This is a genomic window from Mucilaginibacter sp. R-33, assembly GCF_049949235.1.
Taxonomy (GTDB): Bacteria; Bacteroidota; Bacteroidia; order Sphingobacteriales; family Sphingobacteriaceae; genus Mucilaginibacter.
In genome coordinates this window covers 4201316-4216507 of record NZ_CP188089.1, presented here as the reverse complement: position 1 = coordinate 4216507, position 15192 = coordinate 4201316, and the positions used below count along the sequence as shown (strand labels likewise).

The 15192-nt window shown below is 42.3% G+C and carries 14 protein-coding genes; 12 read left to right on the top strand and 2 right to left on the bottom strand.

Annotated elements, in window-relative coordinates; translation table 11 throughout:
• The first annotated feature begins 60 nt into the window (after nucleotides 1–60).
• Nucleotides 61–963, top strand: a complete 903-nt coding sequence (locus tag ACP26M_RS17345; RefSeq protein WP_426581811.1) for a nucleotidyltransferase family protein — start codon at nucleotides 61–63, stop codon at nucleotides 961–963.
• 73 nt (nucleotides 964–1036) lie between these two features.
• Here ACP26M_RS17345 and ACP26M_RS17340 read toward each other — a convergent pair whose 3' ends face one another.
• Nucleotides 1037–1423 carry a hypothetical protein gene (locus ACP26M_RS17340; RefSeq protein ID WP_426581809.1) on the bottom strand — a complete coding sequence of 129 codons (387 nt, stop codon included), beginning with the start codon at nucleotides 1421–1423 and terminating at the stop codon, nucleotides 1037–1039.
• Nucleotides 1424–1999: 576 nt separating this feature from the next.
• On the opposite strand from ACP26M_RS17340, the gene ACP26M_RS17335 reads away from it, so the two are divergent.
• The 9 genes from ACP26M_RS17335 to ACP26M_RS17295 all read left to right on the top strand — a co-directional run bounded on the left by ACP26M_RS17335 (nucleotide 2000) and on the right by ACP26M_RS17295 (nucleotide 12485).
• Nucleotides 2000–4264 (top strand): glycoside hydrolase family 31 protein, encoded by a 2265-nt coding sequence (locus tag ACP26M_RS17335; RefSeq protein ID WP_426581807.1) that lies wholly within the window; start codon nucleotides 2000–2002, stop codon nucleotides 4262–4264.
• A gap of 279 nt (nucleotides 4265–4543) precedes the next feature.
• Nucleotides 4544–4837 carry a hypothetical protein gene (locus tag ACP26M_RS17330; RefSeq protein WP_426581805.1) on the top strand — a complete coding sequence of 98 codons (294 nt, stop codon included), beginning with the start codon at nucleotides 4544–4546 and terminating at the stop codon, nucleotides 4835–4837.
• Nucleotides 4822–5343 carry a hypothetical protein gene (locus tag ACP26M_RS17325; RefSeq protein WP_426581803.1) on the top strand — a complete coding sequence of 174 codons (522 nt, stop codon included), beginning with the start codon at nucleotides 4822–4824 and terminating at the stop codon, nucleotides 5341–5343. The genes ACP26M_RS17330 and ACP26M_RS17325 overlap by 16 nt, the downstream gene beginning before the upstream one ends.
• Nucleotides 5344–5679: 336 nt before the next feature.
• Nucleotides 5680–6456: a hypothetical protein gene (locus tag ACP26M_RS17320; protein WP_426581801.1), complete on the top strand. Its 777-nt coding sequence runs from the start codon at nucleotides 5680–5682 to the stop codon at nucleotides 6454–6456.
• 134 nt (nucleotides 6457–6590) lie between these two features.
• Nucleotides 6591–7817 (top strand): C4-dicarboxylate transporter DctA, encoded by a 1227-nt coding sequence (gene dctA / locus ACP26M_RS17315; RefSeq protein WP_426581799.1) that lies wholly within the window; start codon nucleotides 6591–6593, stop codon nucleotides 7815–7817.
• A gap of 300 nt (nucleotides 7818–8117) precedes the next feature.
• Nucleotides 8118–8732, top strand: a complete 615-nt coding sequence (locus ACP26M_RS17310) for a hypothetical protein (RefSeq protein ID WP_426581797.1) — start codon at nucleotides 8118–8120, stop codon at nucleotides 8730–8732.
• A gap of 204 nt (nucleotides 8733–8936) precedes the next feature.
• Nucleotides 8937–9815: a succinate--CoA ligase subunit alpha gene (gene sucD / locus ACP26M_RS17305; RefSeq protein WP_090534235.1), complete on the top strand. Its 879-nt coding sequence runs from the start codon at nucleotides 8937–8939 to the stop codon at nucleotides 9813–9815.
• Between the two features lie 294 nt (nucleotides 9816–10109).
• Nucleotides 10110–11648 (top strand): serine hydrolase domain-containing protein, encoded by a 1539-nt coding sequence (locus ACP26M_RS17300; protein ID WP_426581794.1) that lies wholly within the window; start codon nucleotides 10110–10112, stop codon nucleotides 11646–11648.
• Between the two features lie 306 nt (nucleotides 11649–11954).
• Nucleotides 11955–12485: a hypothetical protein gene (locus ACP26M_RS17295; RefSeq protein ID WP_426581792.1), complete on the top strand. Its 531-nt coding sequence runs from the start codon at nucleotides 11955–11957 to the stop codon at nucleotides 12483–12485.
• Nucleotides 12486–12654: 169 nt separating this feature from the next.
• Here the strand turns inward: ACP26M_RS17295 and ACP26M_RS17290 are convergent, their stop codons facing one another.
• Nucleotides 12655–13836 (bottom strand): asparagine synthetase B, encoded by a 1182-nt coding sequence (locus tag ACP26M_RS17290; protein ID WP_218117107.1) that lies wholly within the window; start codon nucleotides 13834–13836, stop codon nucleotides 12655–12657.
• Nucleotides 13837–14111: 275 nt separating this feature from the next.
• Here ACP26M_RS17290 and ACP26M_RS17285 point away from each other — a divergent pair, with 275 nt between their 5' ends.
• Together ACP26M_RS17285 and ACP26M_RS17280 are read left to right on the top strand one after the other, a co-directional pair.
• Nucleotides 14112–14615 (top strand): hypothetical protein, encoded by a 504-nt coding sequence (locus ACP26M_RS17285; RefSeq protein ID WP_426581790.1) that lies wholly within the window; start codon nucleotides 14112–14114, stop codon nucleotides 14613–14615.
• 111 nt (nucleotides 14616–14726) lie between these two features.
• Nucleotides 14727–15164 (top strand): peptidylprolyl isomerase, encoded by a 438-nt coding sequence (locus ACP26M_RS17280; protein WP_090534226.1) that lies wholly within the window; start codon nucleotides 14727–14729, stop codon nucleotides 15162–15164.
• Nucleotides 15165–15192: the final 28 nt, after the last annotated feature.

The window sequence follows — 15192 nt, the reverse complement described above, 5'->3', positions numbered from 1 at the left end:
CCATTCACCTATAATAATTACTCATAAAATAGCTTTTAACAAATACCCCCGATACTATCTATGAAACCAACCTTACTGATATTGGCCGCAGGGATGGCCAGCCGTTACGGCAGTATGAAACAAGTTGATGGCTTTGGCCCCAATGGCGAAACAATTATTGATTATTCAATATATGATGCTATAAAAGCAGGCTTTGGCAAAGTGAGTTTTATTATACGCGAAGAGTTTGCCGAAAACTTCAAGGCGATTTTTGAGCCTAAACTTGCCGGCCGCATTGAAACAGATTATGTATTTCAAAGCTTTGATCTTAAACCATTTGGCATCGATAAAGAGATTGAACGCGCCAAACCATGGGGTACCGCTCATGCCGTACTTGCTGCACGTAATCAAGTAAACGAGCCTTTTTGTGTGATCAATGCCGATGATTACTATGGTTATGATGCATTTGAAAAAATGGCTAAATTTTTAACCACCGAAGTTAAAGACGATCTGTATTCACTGGTAGGTTACCAGATTGACCGTACCCTGTCCGACTATGGCTCAGTATCACGTGGCGTTTGTAAGGTTGATGATAATGGTAATATGGTGGAGATTAATGAGCGTACCGAGGTTTATTTTAAAGAAGATGGCAGCGTAGCTTACAAGGATGCTACCGGCGAGCATGCGCTTCCTAACGATACCCGTGTATCAATGAATTTCTGGGGCTTTACACCGGCTATCTTTAAGCAAAGCGAGCAGATGTTTGTAGACTTTGTGGCTGCAAACGAAAACAACCCAAAATCAGAATTCTTTATTCCGCTGGCCGCTGATCAGCTGATAAAAAATGGTACAGCCTCTTTTAAAGTAATCCCAACCGGCTCAAAATGGTTTGGTGTTACGTATAAAGAAGACAAACCTATCGTTCAAAAAAGCATATCTGACCTGGTTGCTAACGGTGTTTATCCCGAAAAACTTTGGGAATAAAATATTTGCTCTTTAAACAAAAAGCTCCCGTTCCAACCGAACGGGAGCTTTTTGTTTGATATGACCGGCTAAATTAGTCCTGGTAAATAAAGAATGTTTTTTGATCGCCGTCTTCGTAAACATGCAGGGTTTTCTTAACCACCTGGTTATTGGTTTTAATTTCCATAATGTAATCACCATCTTCAAGATTGGTTAAAACATAACCCCTTTCAACATCGGTTTTGGTTGATACAACATCTTTTAGCAAAAGTTCATTTTGTTTGCTGTAAACGCGTACGAATGAACGGCCGTTTTCTGATTTTGCAAGCGTTAACTTAATACCGCGGTCGTGATCAAGGGCTTTAAAGGTAACAACCTCTTTAGCTTTAGGGGTTACATCGGCGGCTTTAGCTGCTGTAGTAGCAAATACACCTGCGCTTAATAAGAAGAATAATGCTGATAATTTTATTGAAGTTTTCATGATTTTGAGCTTTTAAGTATGTTAAATATTTTGTGTTTGTTATTTTCAATGATCAAATAAACAACATTAATTTTAACTGCTAAAAAGTGTTATACCAGCACCGAAAAGATATAGACCAATACCCAAAAGCATTCGGCAAACGCCAAAAACGCACTAATTATCAGTATTTTACAAGTTGGTCGAAAATTAAAGGGTGTTGATCGGGCAGGAAAGCGGGTTGGTCGTTTTCGGGGATGAAATAGAAAAACCCATGCAACGTTTTTGAAGCTCAATTAACAACTATGTCGTTGCGAGGAGGCGCAGGGGAAGAAGCCCTGGAGCGACGTGGCAATCTCGTAGCTATACAGATCGGACTTGCATTGGCTACGAGATTGCTGCGCTGCGCAATGACATTGTTTCTATTTGTTTTCCAAAGCAACTTTCCCCTTCCCAATACCTATGGTTACAAACGAGCGAGAGCTAAATGAAAGAGGAAAATCCGTTGACGTTTATCTCAAAATCCACATTTAACAAAACCAACCTAATCAAACAACGTTGCCTTTAAGTACCTTTATCTATTCCAGGTACCCCACAGGCATGAATTTAGAAATTGCAGGTAACGTACAGGGCTTTAAACAACAGGATGGTATTTTAACAATTAAAACCGCCGAAGCCGAAGCAAGGGTTTATATCTATAGCCCTACAATTATCAGGATAAGCGTCAGCAAAAATTTCAACCCGGATGATCCATCCTTTGCGGTAATCAGGCAGCCGCTCGCCGATTTCGATTTTGATGAATCATCGGCCAATATTGATATTACTACATCCGCCTTAAGGCTCAGCATCCGGAAATCGCCACTACGGTTCAACTTCTTTACTGCAGATGGTATTTCATTAAGCGAGGATGACGCCCGCTTTGGTACCAACTGGCAGGGCGAACGAGTGATTTGTTATCGCCGGTTGTTTGAGGGTGAAAGGTTTATTGGCCTGGGAGAAAAAACAGGTAATCTCGACAGGCGTGGCGCGGCCTACGTAAACTGGAATACCGATGCGCCAAACCACACGCCCGAATCCGATCCGTTGTATAAGACCTTTCCTTTTTTTATAGGATTGCATAGCGGGTTAACTTATGGTTTGTTTCTCGACAATACCCATAAAAGCTACTTCGACTTTGGTGCATCCACAGATGATGAAACAAGCTGGTTCGGTGCCGATGGCGGCGATTTGAATTACTATTTTTTTGGGGCACAAGGTGTTGCCAAAATAATTGAAGATTATACCTGGCTTACCGGCAGGATGGAAATGCCGCCGCTCTGGAGCCTGGGCTATCAGCAATGCCGATGGAGTTATATGAGTGCCGATGAAGTGTTGAACATCGCCCAAACCTTCCGCAAAAAACAGATCCCTGCCGATGTAGTGTACTGCGATATCGACTATATGGACGATTTCAAGATCTTCACCTGGAACAAAAAAACTTTCCCTAAGCCCAAGCAAATGCTTGATAAACTAAAGGCGATGGACTTTAGACTGGTTACCATTGTTGATCCGGGGATTAAGGTAGAAAAAGGTTATAAGGAATACGATGAGGGTATTGAGCAGGATTATTTTGCCAAATATCCCGACGGTGAAAATTATACCGGCTATGTGTGGCCGGGCCGCTGTCATTTTCCCAATTTTTTCAGGGAAGAGGTACGCGAATGGTGGGGAGCAGCATTTACCGCTCTTACCCAACCCGGCGTTGAAGGTTTCTGGAACGATATGAACGAACCCGCCGCCTGGGGGCAAAATATCCCCTGGATAGTAAAGTTTGGAGATAAGTTTATGCCGGAAGTGCGTAATGCCTATGGCATGCAAATGGCCCGCGCCACCTATGATGGCACAAGAAAGATCATGGGAAACAAACGGCCGTTCGTACTTACCCGCGCCGCCTATTCGGGCACGCAGCGCTATTCGGCCGTGTGGACGGGCGATAATACCGGCACCGATGCCCATATGCTTTTAGGACAACGGCTGGTAAATAGTTTGGGTATTACAGGTATGAGTTTTATCGGGGTGGATATCGGCGGCTTCAGCGGCAACCCTACGTCTGAGCTCATGGTACGCTGGAACTCCCTTGGTGTATATACCCCAATGTTTCGCAATCATGCTATACAAGGCAGTAAAATGCGCGAACCATGGGAATGGGGTAAGGGTAATGAACAAATCATTAAGAAGGACATTGAACAACGGTACAAAATCCTGCCCTACCTGTACAGCAGCTTTTATCAATCAACCCAAACCGGCCTGCCGGTAAGCCGCACATTAGCTATTGAGCACAGTTTTGACGGGAATGTTTTTGATGAGCGTTTTCAAAATGAATTTATGTTTGGCGACGCGATACTGGTTGCTCCTGTTGAAAGCACTAAACTAACCGAAGATGTTTACCTGCCCCAGGGCTCGTGGTATAGGTTAAGCAGCGATGAGTTTTACGAGGGAGAACAGATGGTCAATGTTCAGGCGCCGCTAACAGATTTGCCGGTATTTGTAAAAGCCGGCAGTATTGTCCCGATGCAAAGTGTTGTACAAAGCACCAATGAAAAAGGTGACGGTATTTTACAAATTCACATCTGGAATGGCAGGGAAGCAAATAGTTTTATTTATTACGAAGATGATGGCGTATCATATGATTATGAGCAGGGTGTTTATTATAAACGTGTTATCAGTTTCAATCCCATAGAAAATAGCCTCAGTTTGTCATCAGTTGAAGGCCCATTTAAATCGAGGTTTATGCAGTTGAGATTTGTTTTGCATGGTTTTGATAAGGTTAAGCTGCAGGAAAAAATAATAGACAATAAAAGTGGAGAGATTGAAGTGAAATTATAAGTCTCATGGTTTGTAAGACGCAGCCGAATGGCAGGCGCCCCAAGCCGGCTCGCCTGCCATTCGGTCTCAGATAGGTCTGGTAGTAATAGAAAATTTAAAGAATGGCGGGCTCCAGCGGAGTCTCCAAATCGTGGGCGAAACATTGGCTAACCTTTTGCCCTTATTCATCGTTCAAAATGGGTATGAACAACATTATAGTTTTTCTGCTCCTAAATATTTTCAAAATTTCTTTAATTAATTGATAATAAGTTAAATTTGCGCGGAATTAAAATCCTAAACATGAAACACAAGTACAAAATTATAGTATTGCTGCTTGCCGGTATTACTGCCATTTACACCTCGTGCCATAAGCTTAACATGGCGCCGAACAATCAAAGCACAGTAAGTAAAAAAGAAGCGAGTGTGCAAGTTGCGCAGAGCCTTGTTGGTATTTTTAACCCCGAAAACGGCGGGTTTGATTTTAAGAGCGGTTTAAGTATGCCAACCGATCTATCTCTGAACAAAAAGGTAAGATCAAAGTACAATCTGTTGACCCTCAGCCACAATGCGGCGCCAAAATGGATACCACGATAGCATTTAATTTAGATCAAAGTGATACCTCTAAAATTGATATCTGGGCTAAAGTTAAATATGAGCTTACCTGTACCAATGGAGTGCCTTCAGGTGTTACCGCTAATGATAGTTTAAATATGACTATGGCAGGCAGCGGTTTTACAATGGTTTTAAGAATGGGTGAAAACCTGGTACTCAGAAGCCTTAATCCGGGTGTTGAACACGCACAATACTCTTTTGATGGCCCTGTGAATTATTATGCCAGGGTTAACTACACCAAACCTACAACAGACCAGCCAAATGTTGAAGGCACGTTTAACTATAATTTTAAATCAATTGTTGTTGATCCAACAAAAGATCCCGATTTTATTTTAAGCGGAAGTGCTACCTTTTCGAGTAAAGGAAGTATTGGAAAAAATGTCTGGAACTATAAAGGAACCATAACGTTTTTAGGAGGGCACAAAGCTAAAATTACTATCGACGGTACTGTTTACACTGCCGATCTGATGACCGGGGAAGTTAACTAAATTCGTTTTAAAATATGTGAAGAGCCCTGCCCCCTAACCGGATGCAGGGCTTTTTGTATGCTATGGTTTTTTAATACGGCATACATTTTATCGCCTGTGGATTTGATAAAAAAACGGGGAATATTTTCTACATATCTTTCCTCGAAACGGGGAAAGCAGGCAGCGGGTGTGTTTTGTGTTCCATTGCTATCAGCTAGTATAAATATTTACTGTTTTATTAAAAAGGAAAATAAGCCTAAAAAATAGGTATCACGGGCGTTTTTGGCGAATTTTTTTACCTATGGTATGCTTATTGCCAATTGAGGCAAAGAGATCTAAACTTTATCTTATACGTTTATGAAACTAAATCTACGCAGTGTATTACCTTTATTAGCAGGTGTGGCAGTTCTTTATTCAGCCTGTACAAAAACAGGAATTAATGTAAAATCCGATCCGTCAACTGTAAAAGCAAGCGATAATGTAGCCAGTTCGGCAATTGCAGATAACCTGGCAAAATCGTTGGCCGGTTCATTTGGAGGGGCCAGCCTTAACGACGGTGTTACCCCCTCAATCAATGCCTCATCAAAGCTTAAAGTACAGAGTACTTATAGTTGCGGTTTTTATATTGATACCAGCCTGAACCGTGTATTTAATCAAGGTGATACTTTAAAAGCAACCAAAACAGGCGGTACCAAATATTATTTTATTTGTGATAGCAACAAAACTGTTGGTTACGATTCGGTTGATTCATTAAACACGGTAGGCAGTGGTCCGGGTTATTCATTCGTTTACAATATTGTGCAGAAATATAAGGTTAGAGGTCTTAACACCAATAACTCAAACTTCTCGCTTGATGGCCCGATGAAAGCCTATGTTGATAACGAATACACTAAATACAAAACGTTTAGCAGGGTGCATAATACCTACGTGTTCACTAACCTGTATGTACATGGCAACGATAAGTTTGATATCAGCAGCGGCACAGCTACTTTCCGTTCGGAAGGAAAAACAAACGGCGGCGGCTGGGATTACAGCGGCACTATTGTTTTCCTGGGCAACCACAAGGCAAAGCTGACTTTTCTTAATAAAATTTTCTTAATTGATTTATTAACTGGTAAATCAACACCTGCATAATCACGATCTTTCAATCAATCAATTATGCCCTGTGCCGGTTTCCGGTACGGGGCTTTTTTGTGCCTGAAACAATAACTTATTATATTGCCGTCCCAACCTGTTGCTCCCCCTTTAGGGCGCCGGGGGGATCAATCATGAAACGCCTCCTATCAAACCTAACTTTCCAGGTACTTATTGCCATTGCCCTTGGGGTAGTAGCCGGCTTATACGTTAAAGGCTTTGCCCCGACTGCCGAGCTCATCAGCAAAACGTTCATCAGTCTGATCACCATGCTGATTGCGCCCATCATATTTTTAACTATTGTGCTGGGCATAGCCGGCATGAACGATATGAAAAAAGTGGGCAGGGTAGGCGGTAAAGCTTTGTTGTATTTTGAGATCGTAACCACGTTCGCACTTGTAATCGGTGTTACCGTAGCCAATATTATTAAACCGGGTGCCGGCTTTGAAAACCATGCTGCAAAAATGGATACCGGCAAATTAGCCGTATACGAAAAAGCCGCCGCCGAAATGCACTGGGGCGATTTTATTGCCCATATAGTCCCCTCAAATATCTTCAAAGCTTTTGTTGAAGGTGATATTTTGCAGATTCTTTTTTTTGCGATACTGTTTGGTTTTGGGTTAAGCTGGATGGGTAAAAGTGGCGAAGCGGTTATTCAGCTATTTGATAAGCTTTCGAAAGTGTTTTTTAATATCATGAAGATAGTGATGAAGGTGGCGCCGATAGGGGCTTTTGCAGGGATGGCCTTTACGGTGAGCAAATATGGCATCCAAACACTAAAACCATTGGCCCTGTTGATGGGCTCGGTTTACCTGACCATGTTCCTGTTCATATTTGTGGTATTGAATATTATTTGCCGGCTGTTTAAATTCAGCCTTTGGGAATATCTGAAATACATCAGGCAGGAGATCCTGATCGTACTGGGAACATCCTCGTCAGAATCGGCGTTACCGGCCATGATGGAGAAGATGGAAAAGTTTGGCTGTTCCAAATCGGTGGTTGGTTTGGTGATCCCCACAGGGTATTCTTTTAATTTGGATGGCACTACGATTTACTTGTCCATGTGTGTGATATTTTTGGCACAGGTGTTTAATATCCCGCTTTCGCTGGGGCAGGAGCTAACCATAATCGGCATATTGATGATCACCTCCAAAGGCGCGGCAGGCGTAACCGGCAGCGGTTTTATTGTATTGACCAGTACGCTTACAGCCATCAAAATAATACCGGTAGAAGGTTTGGCGATATTGATAGGTGTTGACAGGTTTATGTCGGAAGCGCGGGCTATTACCAATGTGATAGGTAATGGTGTTGCTACTATTGTAATTGCGAAAAGTGAGGGGGAGTTTGCCCCAAGAGAATGATTTCGGATTTCGGATGTTCGATTTCGGATTTTTTTATTGGGATTACACCGATTGATTTTTGATTACACCGATTTTGTCTGAACCCGAATTAAAAGAATTGTTAGAATTTATTGAATTGGCTTTCCATTCTGTAAATTCTTAATCCTGAAAATTCTGATTCAGACAAATGCATTAAGGATAGTAGCGGATACCGGCCAATGAGCGTAATGCCTGCAGGCGTATGAGCGGATAGCCTGGGCCGCAGGCAACGCCCATATTATTTTTATATAATACTCACCTACTATTATGTCAGGATACCTGTTGAATGATATTTATGATGTACTTGGCCATATAAAACTGCGGAGGGCAATGTTTTTAGGGAATGAACATACGTTTCAATCGCTTGAGAGTTTTGTTAATGGTTATACAATGGCTGCAAGAGAAGAACAATTAAGAAAAAATGATTTACCCAAATTTACTTATTTCAGCACCTGGCTTTTAGGTCATTTAAAAAAGCATTTTGGAGACGGCGGGGGATGGCATTGGCAAATCAGCAACCGAAATCCAGATAATGATAAAAAATGTTTTGAAGAGTTTTTTTACTATCTGGATTTATTTAAAAAATCTGAAGTTAGTATACGTTTAATGGTATTAAATAAAGAAGCTATCGAACACTATAAAATCAGAAATGTAGGCAGGGTGATGGTTACTGAGGATGGCTATGGTGCCGTTCAGGAAACAACAATTATGTATCATCCGGTAATTGTGAAGTGGATCAGCATGGAAAATAGCAAAACCGTATGGCTTGAGTTTATAGATAAGGACGATCAAACTACCGACCATTTATGGTTTCTTAAAACAAAGCAGGCCGAAGGGGCGCTTAAGGATAACTTTGGAATACTCACAAATCCATGGACGGAAATTAGCGACAGGTAATTAAGTAATTTTATGCAGATATGCTAAACTTCAATTGTACTGAAACTAACCACCTTTGAGTCTTAGCACCTTTGCGTGACACAACTGAATATCGTACCCCAGCCCTTAAAAGTCACTTTTATGTTAACATATAAATTTAGATTACAATAGGGTTTGACATTCGGGCAAAAACTTTAGCTTTGCCGTACTAAAACGAAAAAACCAATGAGTGTACTCGTAAATAAAGATTCAAAAGTTATTGTACAAGGTTTCACCGGTAAAGAGGGTTCATACCATGCCGAGCAAATGATTGCTTATGGCACTCAGTTAGTTGGTGGTGTTACACCAGGCAAAGGTGGTCAAACCCATTTAGACAGGCCGGTTTTTAACACGGTTAAAGATGCCGTTGTGGCAACCGGTGCCGATGTATCCATCATTTTTGTACCCCCTGCTTTTGGTGCAGATGCTATTATGGAAGCTGCTGAAGCCGGCATTAAGGTTATTGTTTGTATCACTGAAGGGATCCCTACAAAGGATATGATCGCGGTAAAAGAATATCTTACCGATAAGGACGCGCGCCTGATTGGTCCTAACTGCCCTGGTATCATCACTGCCGATGAAAGCAAAATTGGTATCATGCCTGGCTTTATCTTCAAAAAAGGTAACGTTGGCGTGGTTTCAAAATCAGGTACTTTAACTTATGAAGCGGTTGACCAGGTGGTTAAAGCCGGTTTGGGTATCACTACAGCTATCGGTATCGGTGGCGACCCAATTATTGGTACACCAACCAAAGAAGCTGTTGAATTATTAATGAACGATCCTGAAACTCATGGTATAATCATGATTGGTGAAATTGGCGGAAATATGGAAGCCGATGCTGCCCGCTGGATCAAAGCGAACGGTACTAAACCTGTAGTAGGTTTCATTGCTGGTCAAACTGCGCCTCCGGGCCGCCGTATGGGCCACGCAGGTGCTATAGTAGGTGGTGCTGATGATACAGCTGCTGCTAAAATGAAGATCATGGCCGAGTGCGGGATTCGCGTGGTTGAGTCGCCTGCTGAAATTGGCGCTGCCATGGCTGAAGAACTGGCTAAGTTAGCGTAAAGCTTAAGGCGGAAAGCCGAAAGCGAAAAGCTTTATAATATTTGAAAATCCCGGTCATGTTTGGCCGGGATTTTTTAGTTTAAGATGATTACTTCTTAAATCTCAAAAAACATGTCATTGCGAGGAGGAACGACGAAGCAATCGCATGCTATACAGGGCGGTTATGCCTCCGTGCGATAGCCACGCTGCGTTCGCAATGACATATTTTATTAACAGTATTCAAATGGATGAAATAGCTCAAAGCGATACGGATTCTGCAATTCAGATTCAGACAATTTTTCCGTATATATGTATATGGTCAAAAATCTACTTAAATCCGCCTTTGCCCTCTTGTTGGCTACAGTAAGTTACACCTCCACTGCCCAACCCTACAAGCCCGCAATGTTTACTGATCCCGACAGGTTAAAAAAGATCCAGGCTACTTTTCCGGTAATTGACCAGCTTTATAAAAAATATGCTGAAGATAATCACTGGCCGGGATTGGTGTATGGCATTGTGGTTGATGGTAAGCTGGTACATACCGGTGGCTTAGGATATACTGATATTGATGCCAGGATCAAGGCCGATTCATCGTCGGATTTTCGGATCGCCTCCATGACCAAAAGCCTTACCGCTATGGCTATCCTAAAACTAAGGGATGAGAGCAAGCTAAAACTTGATGATCCGGCTTACCTGTACATCCCCGAGATGAAGGGGTTGAAATATTTGACCAAAGATGCGGTCCCTGTAACCATAAGGCACCTGCTTACGCATACAGCAGGTTACCCGGAAGATAACCCATGGGGCGACAGGCAACTTGGAGTTAGTGATGATGAACTCCTGGCGCTATACAAAAAAGGCATTTCGTTTTCCAATAATCCTGGTCAGGGCTATGAGTACAGCAACCTTGGTTTTGCTACGCTGGGATATATCTTCAAAAAAGTATCGGGCAAAACTTACGAGCAATACATCACAGATAATATCCTTAAACCGTTAGGTATGATACATACCTATTGGGAATATACTAAAGTACCCAAAGATAAACTGGCGCATGGTTACCGCTGGCTTGATGGTAAATGGGTTGAACAGCCTCTGCTGCATGACGGGGCTTACGGTGCGATGGGCGGCCTGATAACCACTATTGAGGATTTTAGCAAATACATGGCTGTGCATATGGATGCCTGGCCCCCGCGCGATGATGCCGAAGCCCTGCCAGTAAAACGTAGTTCTATCCGGGAAATGCAGTACCCCTGGGATGTGAATTATTTAACTGTAAATGCCAAAACAACCACGGGCAGACCATGCCCCAATGTCAGTGCCTATGCCTACGGCCTACGTTGGGCAAAGGATTGTGACAACCGCGTATACATTGGTCATACAGGGGGCTTACCGGGTTTCGGCAGTCAGTGGAATATCTTGCCGGAGTACGGTGTGGGCGTTGTTTCATTTGCCAACCTGACCTATGCCCGTGCTGGTTATCCCAATAACCAGGCTCTGGATACTTTACTGGCTCTTTCGGGTATAAAACCACGGCAATTGCCGGCATCAGCCATATTAGAGCAACGTAAAAATGATCTGCTTAAAGTTATTGCTGATTGGAGCAAGGCTAAAGAAAGCGGCATTTTTGCTGATAACTTTTTTATGGATTATTTCCCCGATAAACTTCAAGCAGCCGCAACTGAAGCTTTTGCAAAAACAGGCAGAATAATAAGCACAGGCAATGTGGTGCCCGAAAATCAATTACGTGGCTATTTTATTATCAAATGTGAAACTGGAAATATCAAAGTGAGTTTTACACTTACACCCGAAAACCCACCATTGGTGCAGGAGTTTCATTTTGATGTGGTGCAATAAGCAATTGTTAAAATCACGTTTTCTGCTTCTTTAACCTTGCGCTCGTTTGCAATGAGCACTTAATATGATTTGGCGATTGCATCGCTCGTGCGTTATAAACGCAAGCCCAGGTTACACACTCGTTGCAAACGAGCGAGATCAGGATAAAATTTTGATACCGGTCAGTTACTTATCAAAAAGGGCAATTTTCGATTTGAAAATTGCCCTTTTTTCATTCCATTTTGAGGCCGACCTACGTCTTCGCGAAATTGATTTATGATACAGCCTCTTTTTTGTTTAAGGTCGTTATGGTATATTTATGGATAAATGAAGCAACCCAAGGTATACACTTTTAAAAATAATAAGCTTACAGGTGAGGTGATTATTATGGCCGTTAATGTTGCTTTAATTATTTTCATTGTTATCAAAGTTTACCAGCATCCATTAATTGCGCTGTTTTTAGCACTTTTGCCGGCAACGTTTCTTTACTTCCAGGTTTATGTTGTTAGGGTGATAAATCAGTTTAATGAATATGATCGAGGGAAACAGTTAATTATAAGTGACGGCAGAGAAGTGGCCACTTTAATATATCAGGATCAAACCCTTGTATTAAACAGGGCTGATCTTGTTAGGGTTGAGCTGTATGAGCAAAAGGATATGGGTAAGTTTGGGAAGTATGATTATATGGTGATTTATACCATTGATGATAAAAAGATACTCATTACCAAATTTACAGTGCCTTCGCTATTATATGATAAGATAATAGAAACGTTTTTAAGCAAAGTACCCCGGGTTTATTTTAAGAAGCAGTTTAATTATATAGACCAGCAAAAATTCCCGCAGGCAGGTCTTTTTTGAACTTGCATCTGTTTATGACGTGAGTTTATTATGAATACCAGTTAAAAAAACATGTCATTGCGAGGAGGAACGACGAAGCAATCGCATGCTATACAGAGCGGCTATGCCTCCGTGCGGTTGCCACGCTTCGCTCGCAATGACATTTTTATTATACATCTTTTAAAAGCAATCACGTTTTCTGCTTTTTCTTCTTAGCAGCTGGGAACAGCACATTGTTTAATATCAGCCTGTAGCCGGGGGAGTTGGGATGAAGTTTCAAATCTGTCGGCGGATCATTTACAGCATGCTGGTAATCTTCAGGGTCGTGGCCGCCGTAAAAGGTCCATTGGCCCTTGCCGTATTCGCCGTGAATGTAACGGGCTTCATTGGCGGTTTTCATTTCGCCCATGATGGTAACGCCGGGTTTGAGCATGCTTTTGTTGTAGGCCGTGGTTAAGCCCATAAAACCTTTTATTACTTTGTCATGATCCTGCGTAAGCATGCTCGGCACAACATCCCATTTGGCCGAAAAATCAAACAACGTAAAGAAATCCCGGGTACGATCAACCTGGCGGGTGGTGGTAACGTCGATATTGCTGAAGGAATGCGAAATGGGGTTCATATCCAGCGTAAAATTCTGAAAGGCGAACGTTTGACTAAAATCGAGTTTGGATTGCGCGTCCTGGTCGGCAGCATCACCGTCGAACATACGTTCGCAGATATCTGTATTAGCAGCCGATAGTGCAATGTCAAAAGTATCGGTACCTGAGCACATGGCAAACAGGAAGCCGCCGCCTGCGCAAAAATCTCGGATGTTTTGGGCTACGGCCAGCTTCATTTTTGATACCTTGCTAAAGCCCAGTTTATGGGCCATGGTCTCCTGGATTTTGATATCATCGGTATACCATTGCGCGTAACGGAAGGCGCCATAAAACTTGCTGTATTGCCCTGTAAAATCCTCGTGGTGCAGGTGCAGCCAATCATACTTAGGCAGTTCGCCGTGGATCACCTCTTCGTCGTAAACTACGTCGTACGGAATTTCGGCATATTTTAAAACCAAGGTAACTGCATCATCCCAGGGCAGCTTGTTTTTGGGGGAGTAAACCGCCATGCGGGGGGCTTTCTCCAGTTTAACCAGGTCCATATTTACCGATGGATCGCTTACTTCGGTAATAATTTCGGTGGCTTTGGCATCGGCAATAACTTCGTAGCTTACCCCGCGGATCTTGCACTCTTCCTCAACTTTTTGCCCGTACTTCATCATGAAACTGCCACCACGATAGTTGAGCAGCCAGTCGACTTCTTCGCCGTTTTTGAGCACCCAGAAAGCTATCCCGTACGATTTCAGATGGTCCTTTTGCTCATCATCCATAGGGATTAAGATAGATGCAGCCCGCGACGTTAAAGGTAAAAGGTAAAAGGCGAAAGGTAAAAGGAACTTTAGCTTTATAAGTAATAGACGAAATGTAAGAGGTGAAAAGTTATTGCCTGATGAATTATTCACGATCCTTGTTAATTTGTTTACTGCCGGGTTATCAAATGTAACGAATAAAGGGCTAATGTATTTTAACCATTTTTAACACATAAGGGCTTCTGGCTTTATGCATGTTGTTTTAGCTTTATGGCGTTGTTAAATCTGGGCCTTAAATGAGTTTATCTGTTATTGTCAGAAATATTTTCCTTGTCGGTGTTTTATTAATATCCTGTTTGGCCGCGCACGCGCAGAACGGAAGTTCGGGTATGCGCCTCAATCGTGATGCGTTGATTAAAAAGCTTACAGAAGCCGACAGCAGTCTTGTTTTTAAGCAGGACACAGATATCAGCCTGCTGCCAAATTTTGTCGCCACAGATGCCAATGGAAGCCGGGCCCAGCTAATTGGCAAGCCCGATGAGCTGGCAATAGTTAAATGGACTTACGTTTTTACCGCCGACGAAAAAGTGAGCCTTGCCGAACTGCAAAAACTGGCCTGGTTTGCCAATACTTTGGGTGATCAGGAAGGACTCGACTGGTTTTTTGCCCAACTGGCCGAATTGGGTAAAGATTATAAAAAGCCGCTTTCGGAAATTAAAATGTTTGATTCAAAAAGAAAAGGCGAGATTAGTTATTCGCCAAAACAAAGATTACTTACCATGACTTTTACACCCTGGTAATTAATAAATATTCAAACCTTTCACCTTTCACCTTTAACCTTTCGCCTTTAACCTTTTTCTTTAATCCTCAATTTTATTACCTTTGCCAACTGTTTTCTAAAAAACAAAAACATGAGCAAAGCAATAATCAAAACCGAAAAAGGCGACATGACCGTAGAGTTTTACGATCAGGATGCCCCTAATACCGTTGCTAACTTTAAAAAATTAGCAAAATCAAACTTTTATGATAACGTGATCTTTCACCGTGTTATCCCTAATTTTATGATTCAGGGCGGCGATCCAACCGGTACCGGTGCTGGTGGCCCAGGCTACAAAATTGATTGCGAGCTTACCGGCAACAACCAATACCATGACCGTGGTGTGCTTTCAATGGCACATGCAGGCCGCAACACTGGTGGTTCACAGTTTTTCATCTGCCACAATCGCACAAACACTGCCCACCTTGACCGTAACCACACCGTTTTTGGTAAAGTGATTGAAAATGTTGACGTTGTTGACGCTATTCGCCAGGGAGATAAAATTTTAGGAATCGAAGTTATAGAGGATTAAGTGAATAGTTGATAGGGCGGGTGATTTA

Excerpts from the sequence above, each read along its gene's own strand:
- ACP26M_RS17330 (WP_426581805.1), top strand. The coding sequence starts at position 4,544 with ATGAAACACAAGTACAAAATTATAGTATTGCTGCTTGCCGGTATTACT.
- ACP26M_RS17280 (WP_090534226.1), top strand. The coding sequence starts at position 14,727 with ATGAGCAAAGCAATAATCAAAACCGAAAAAGGCGACATGACCGTAGAG.
- ACP26M_RS17325 (WP_426581803.1), top strand. The coding sequence starts at position 4,822 with ATGGATACCACGATAGCATTTAATTTAGATCAAAGTGATACCTCTAAA.
- ACP26M_RS17345 (WP_426581811.1), top strand. The coding sequence starts at position 61 with ATGAAACCAACCTTACTGATATTGGCCGCAGGGATGGCCAGCCGTTAC.
- ACP26M_RS17285 (WP_426581790.1), top strand. The coding sequence starts at position 14,112 with ATGAGTTTATCTGTTATTGTCAGAAATATTTTCCTTGTCGGTGTTTTA.
- ACP26M_RS17290 (WP_218117107.1), bottom strand. The coding sequence starts at position 13,836 with ATGGATGATGAGCAAAAGGACCATCTGAAATCGTACGGGATAGCTTTC.
- ACP26M_RS17335 (WP_426581807.1), top strand. The coding sequence starts at position 2,000 with ATGAATTTAGAAATTGCAGGTAACGTACAGGGCTTTAAACAACAGGAT.
- ACP26M_RS17295 (WP_426581792.1), top strand. The coding sequence starts at position 11,955 with ATGAAGCAACCCAAGGTATACACTTTTAAAAATAATAAGCTTACAGGT.
- dctA (WP_426581799.1), top strand. The coding sequence starts at position 6,591 with ATGAAACGCCTCCTATCAAACCTAACTTTCCAGGTACTTATTGCCATT.
- ACP26M_RS17340 (WP_426581809.1), bottom strand. The coding sequence starts at position 1,423 with ATGAAAACTTCAATAAAATTATCAGCATTATTCTTCTTATTAAGCGCA.
- ACP26M_RS17300 (WP_426581794.1), top strand. The coding sequence starts at position 10,110 with ATGGTCAAAAATCTACTTAAATCCGCCTTTGCCCTCTTGTTGGCTACA.
- sucD (WP_090534235.1), top strand. The coding sequence starts at position 8,937 with ATGAGTGTACTCGTAAATAAAGATTCAAAAGTTATTGTACAAGGTTTC.
- ACP26M_RS17320 (WP_426581801.1), top strand. The coding sequence starts at position 5,680 with ATGAAACTAAATCTACGCAGTGTATTACCTTTATTAGCAGGTGTGGCA.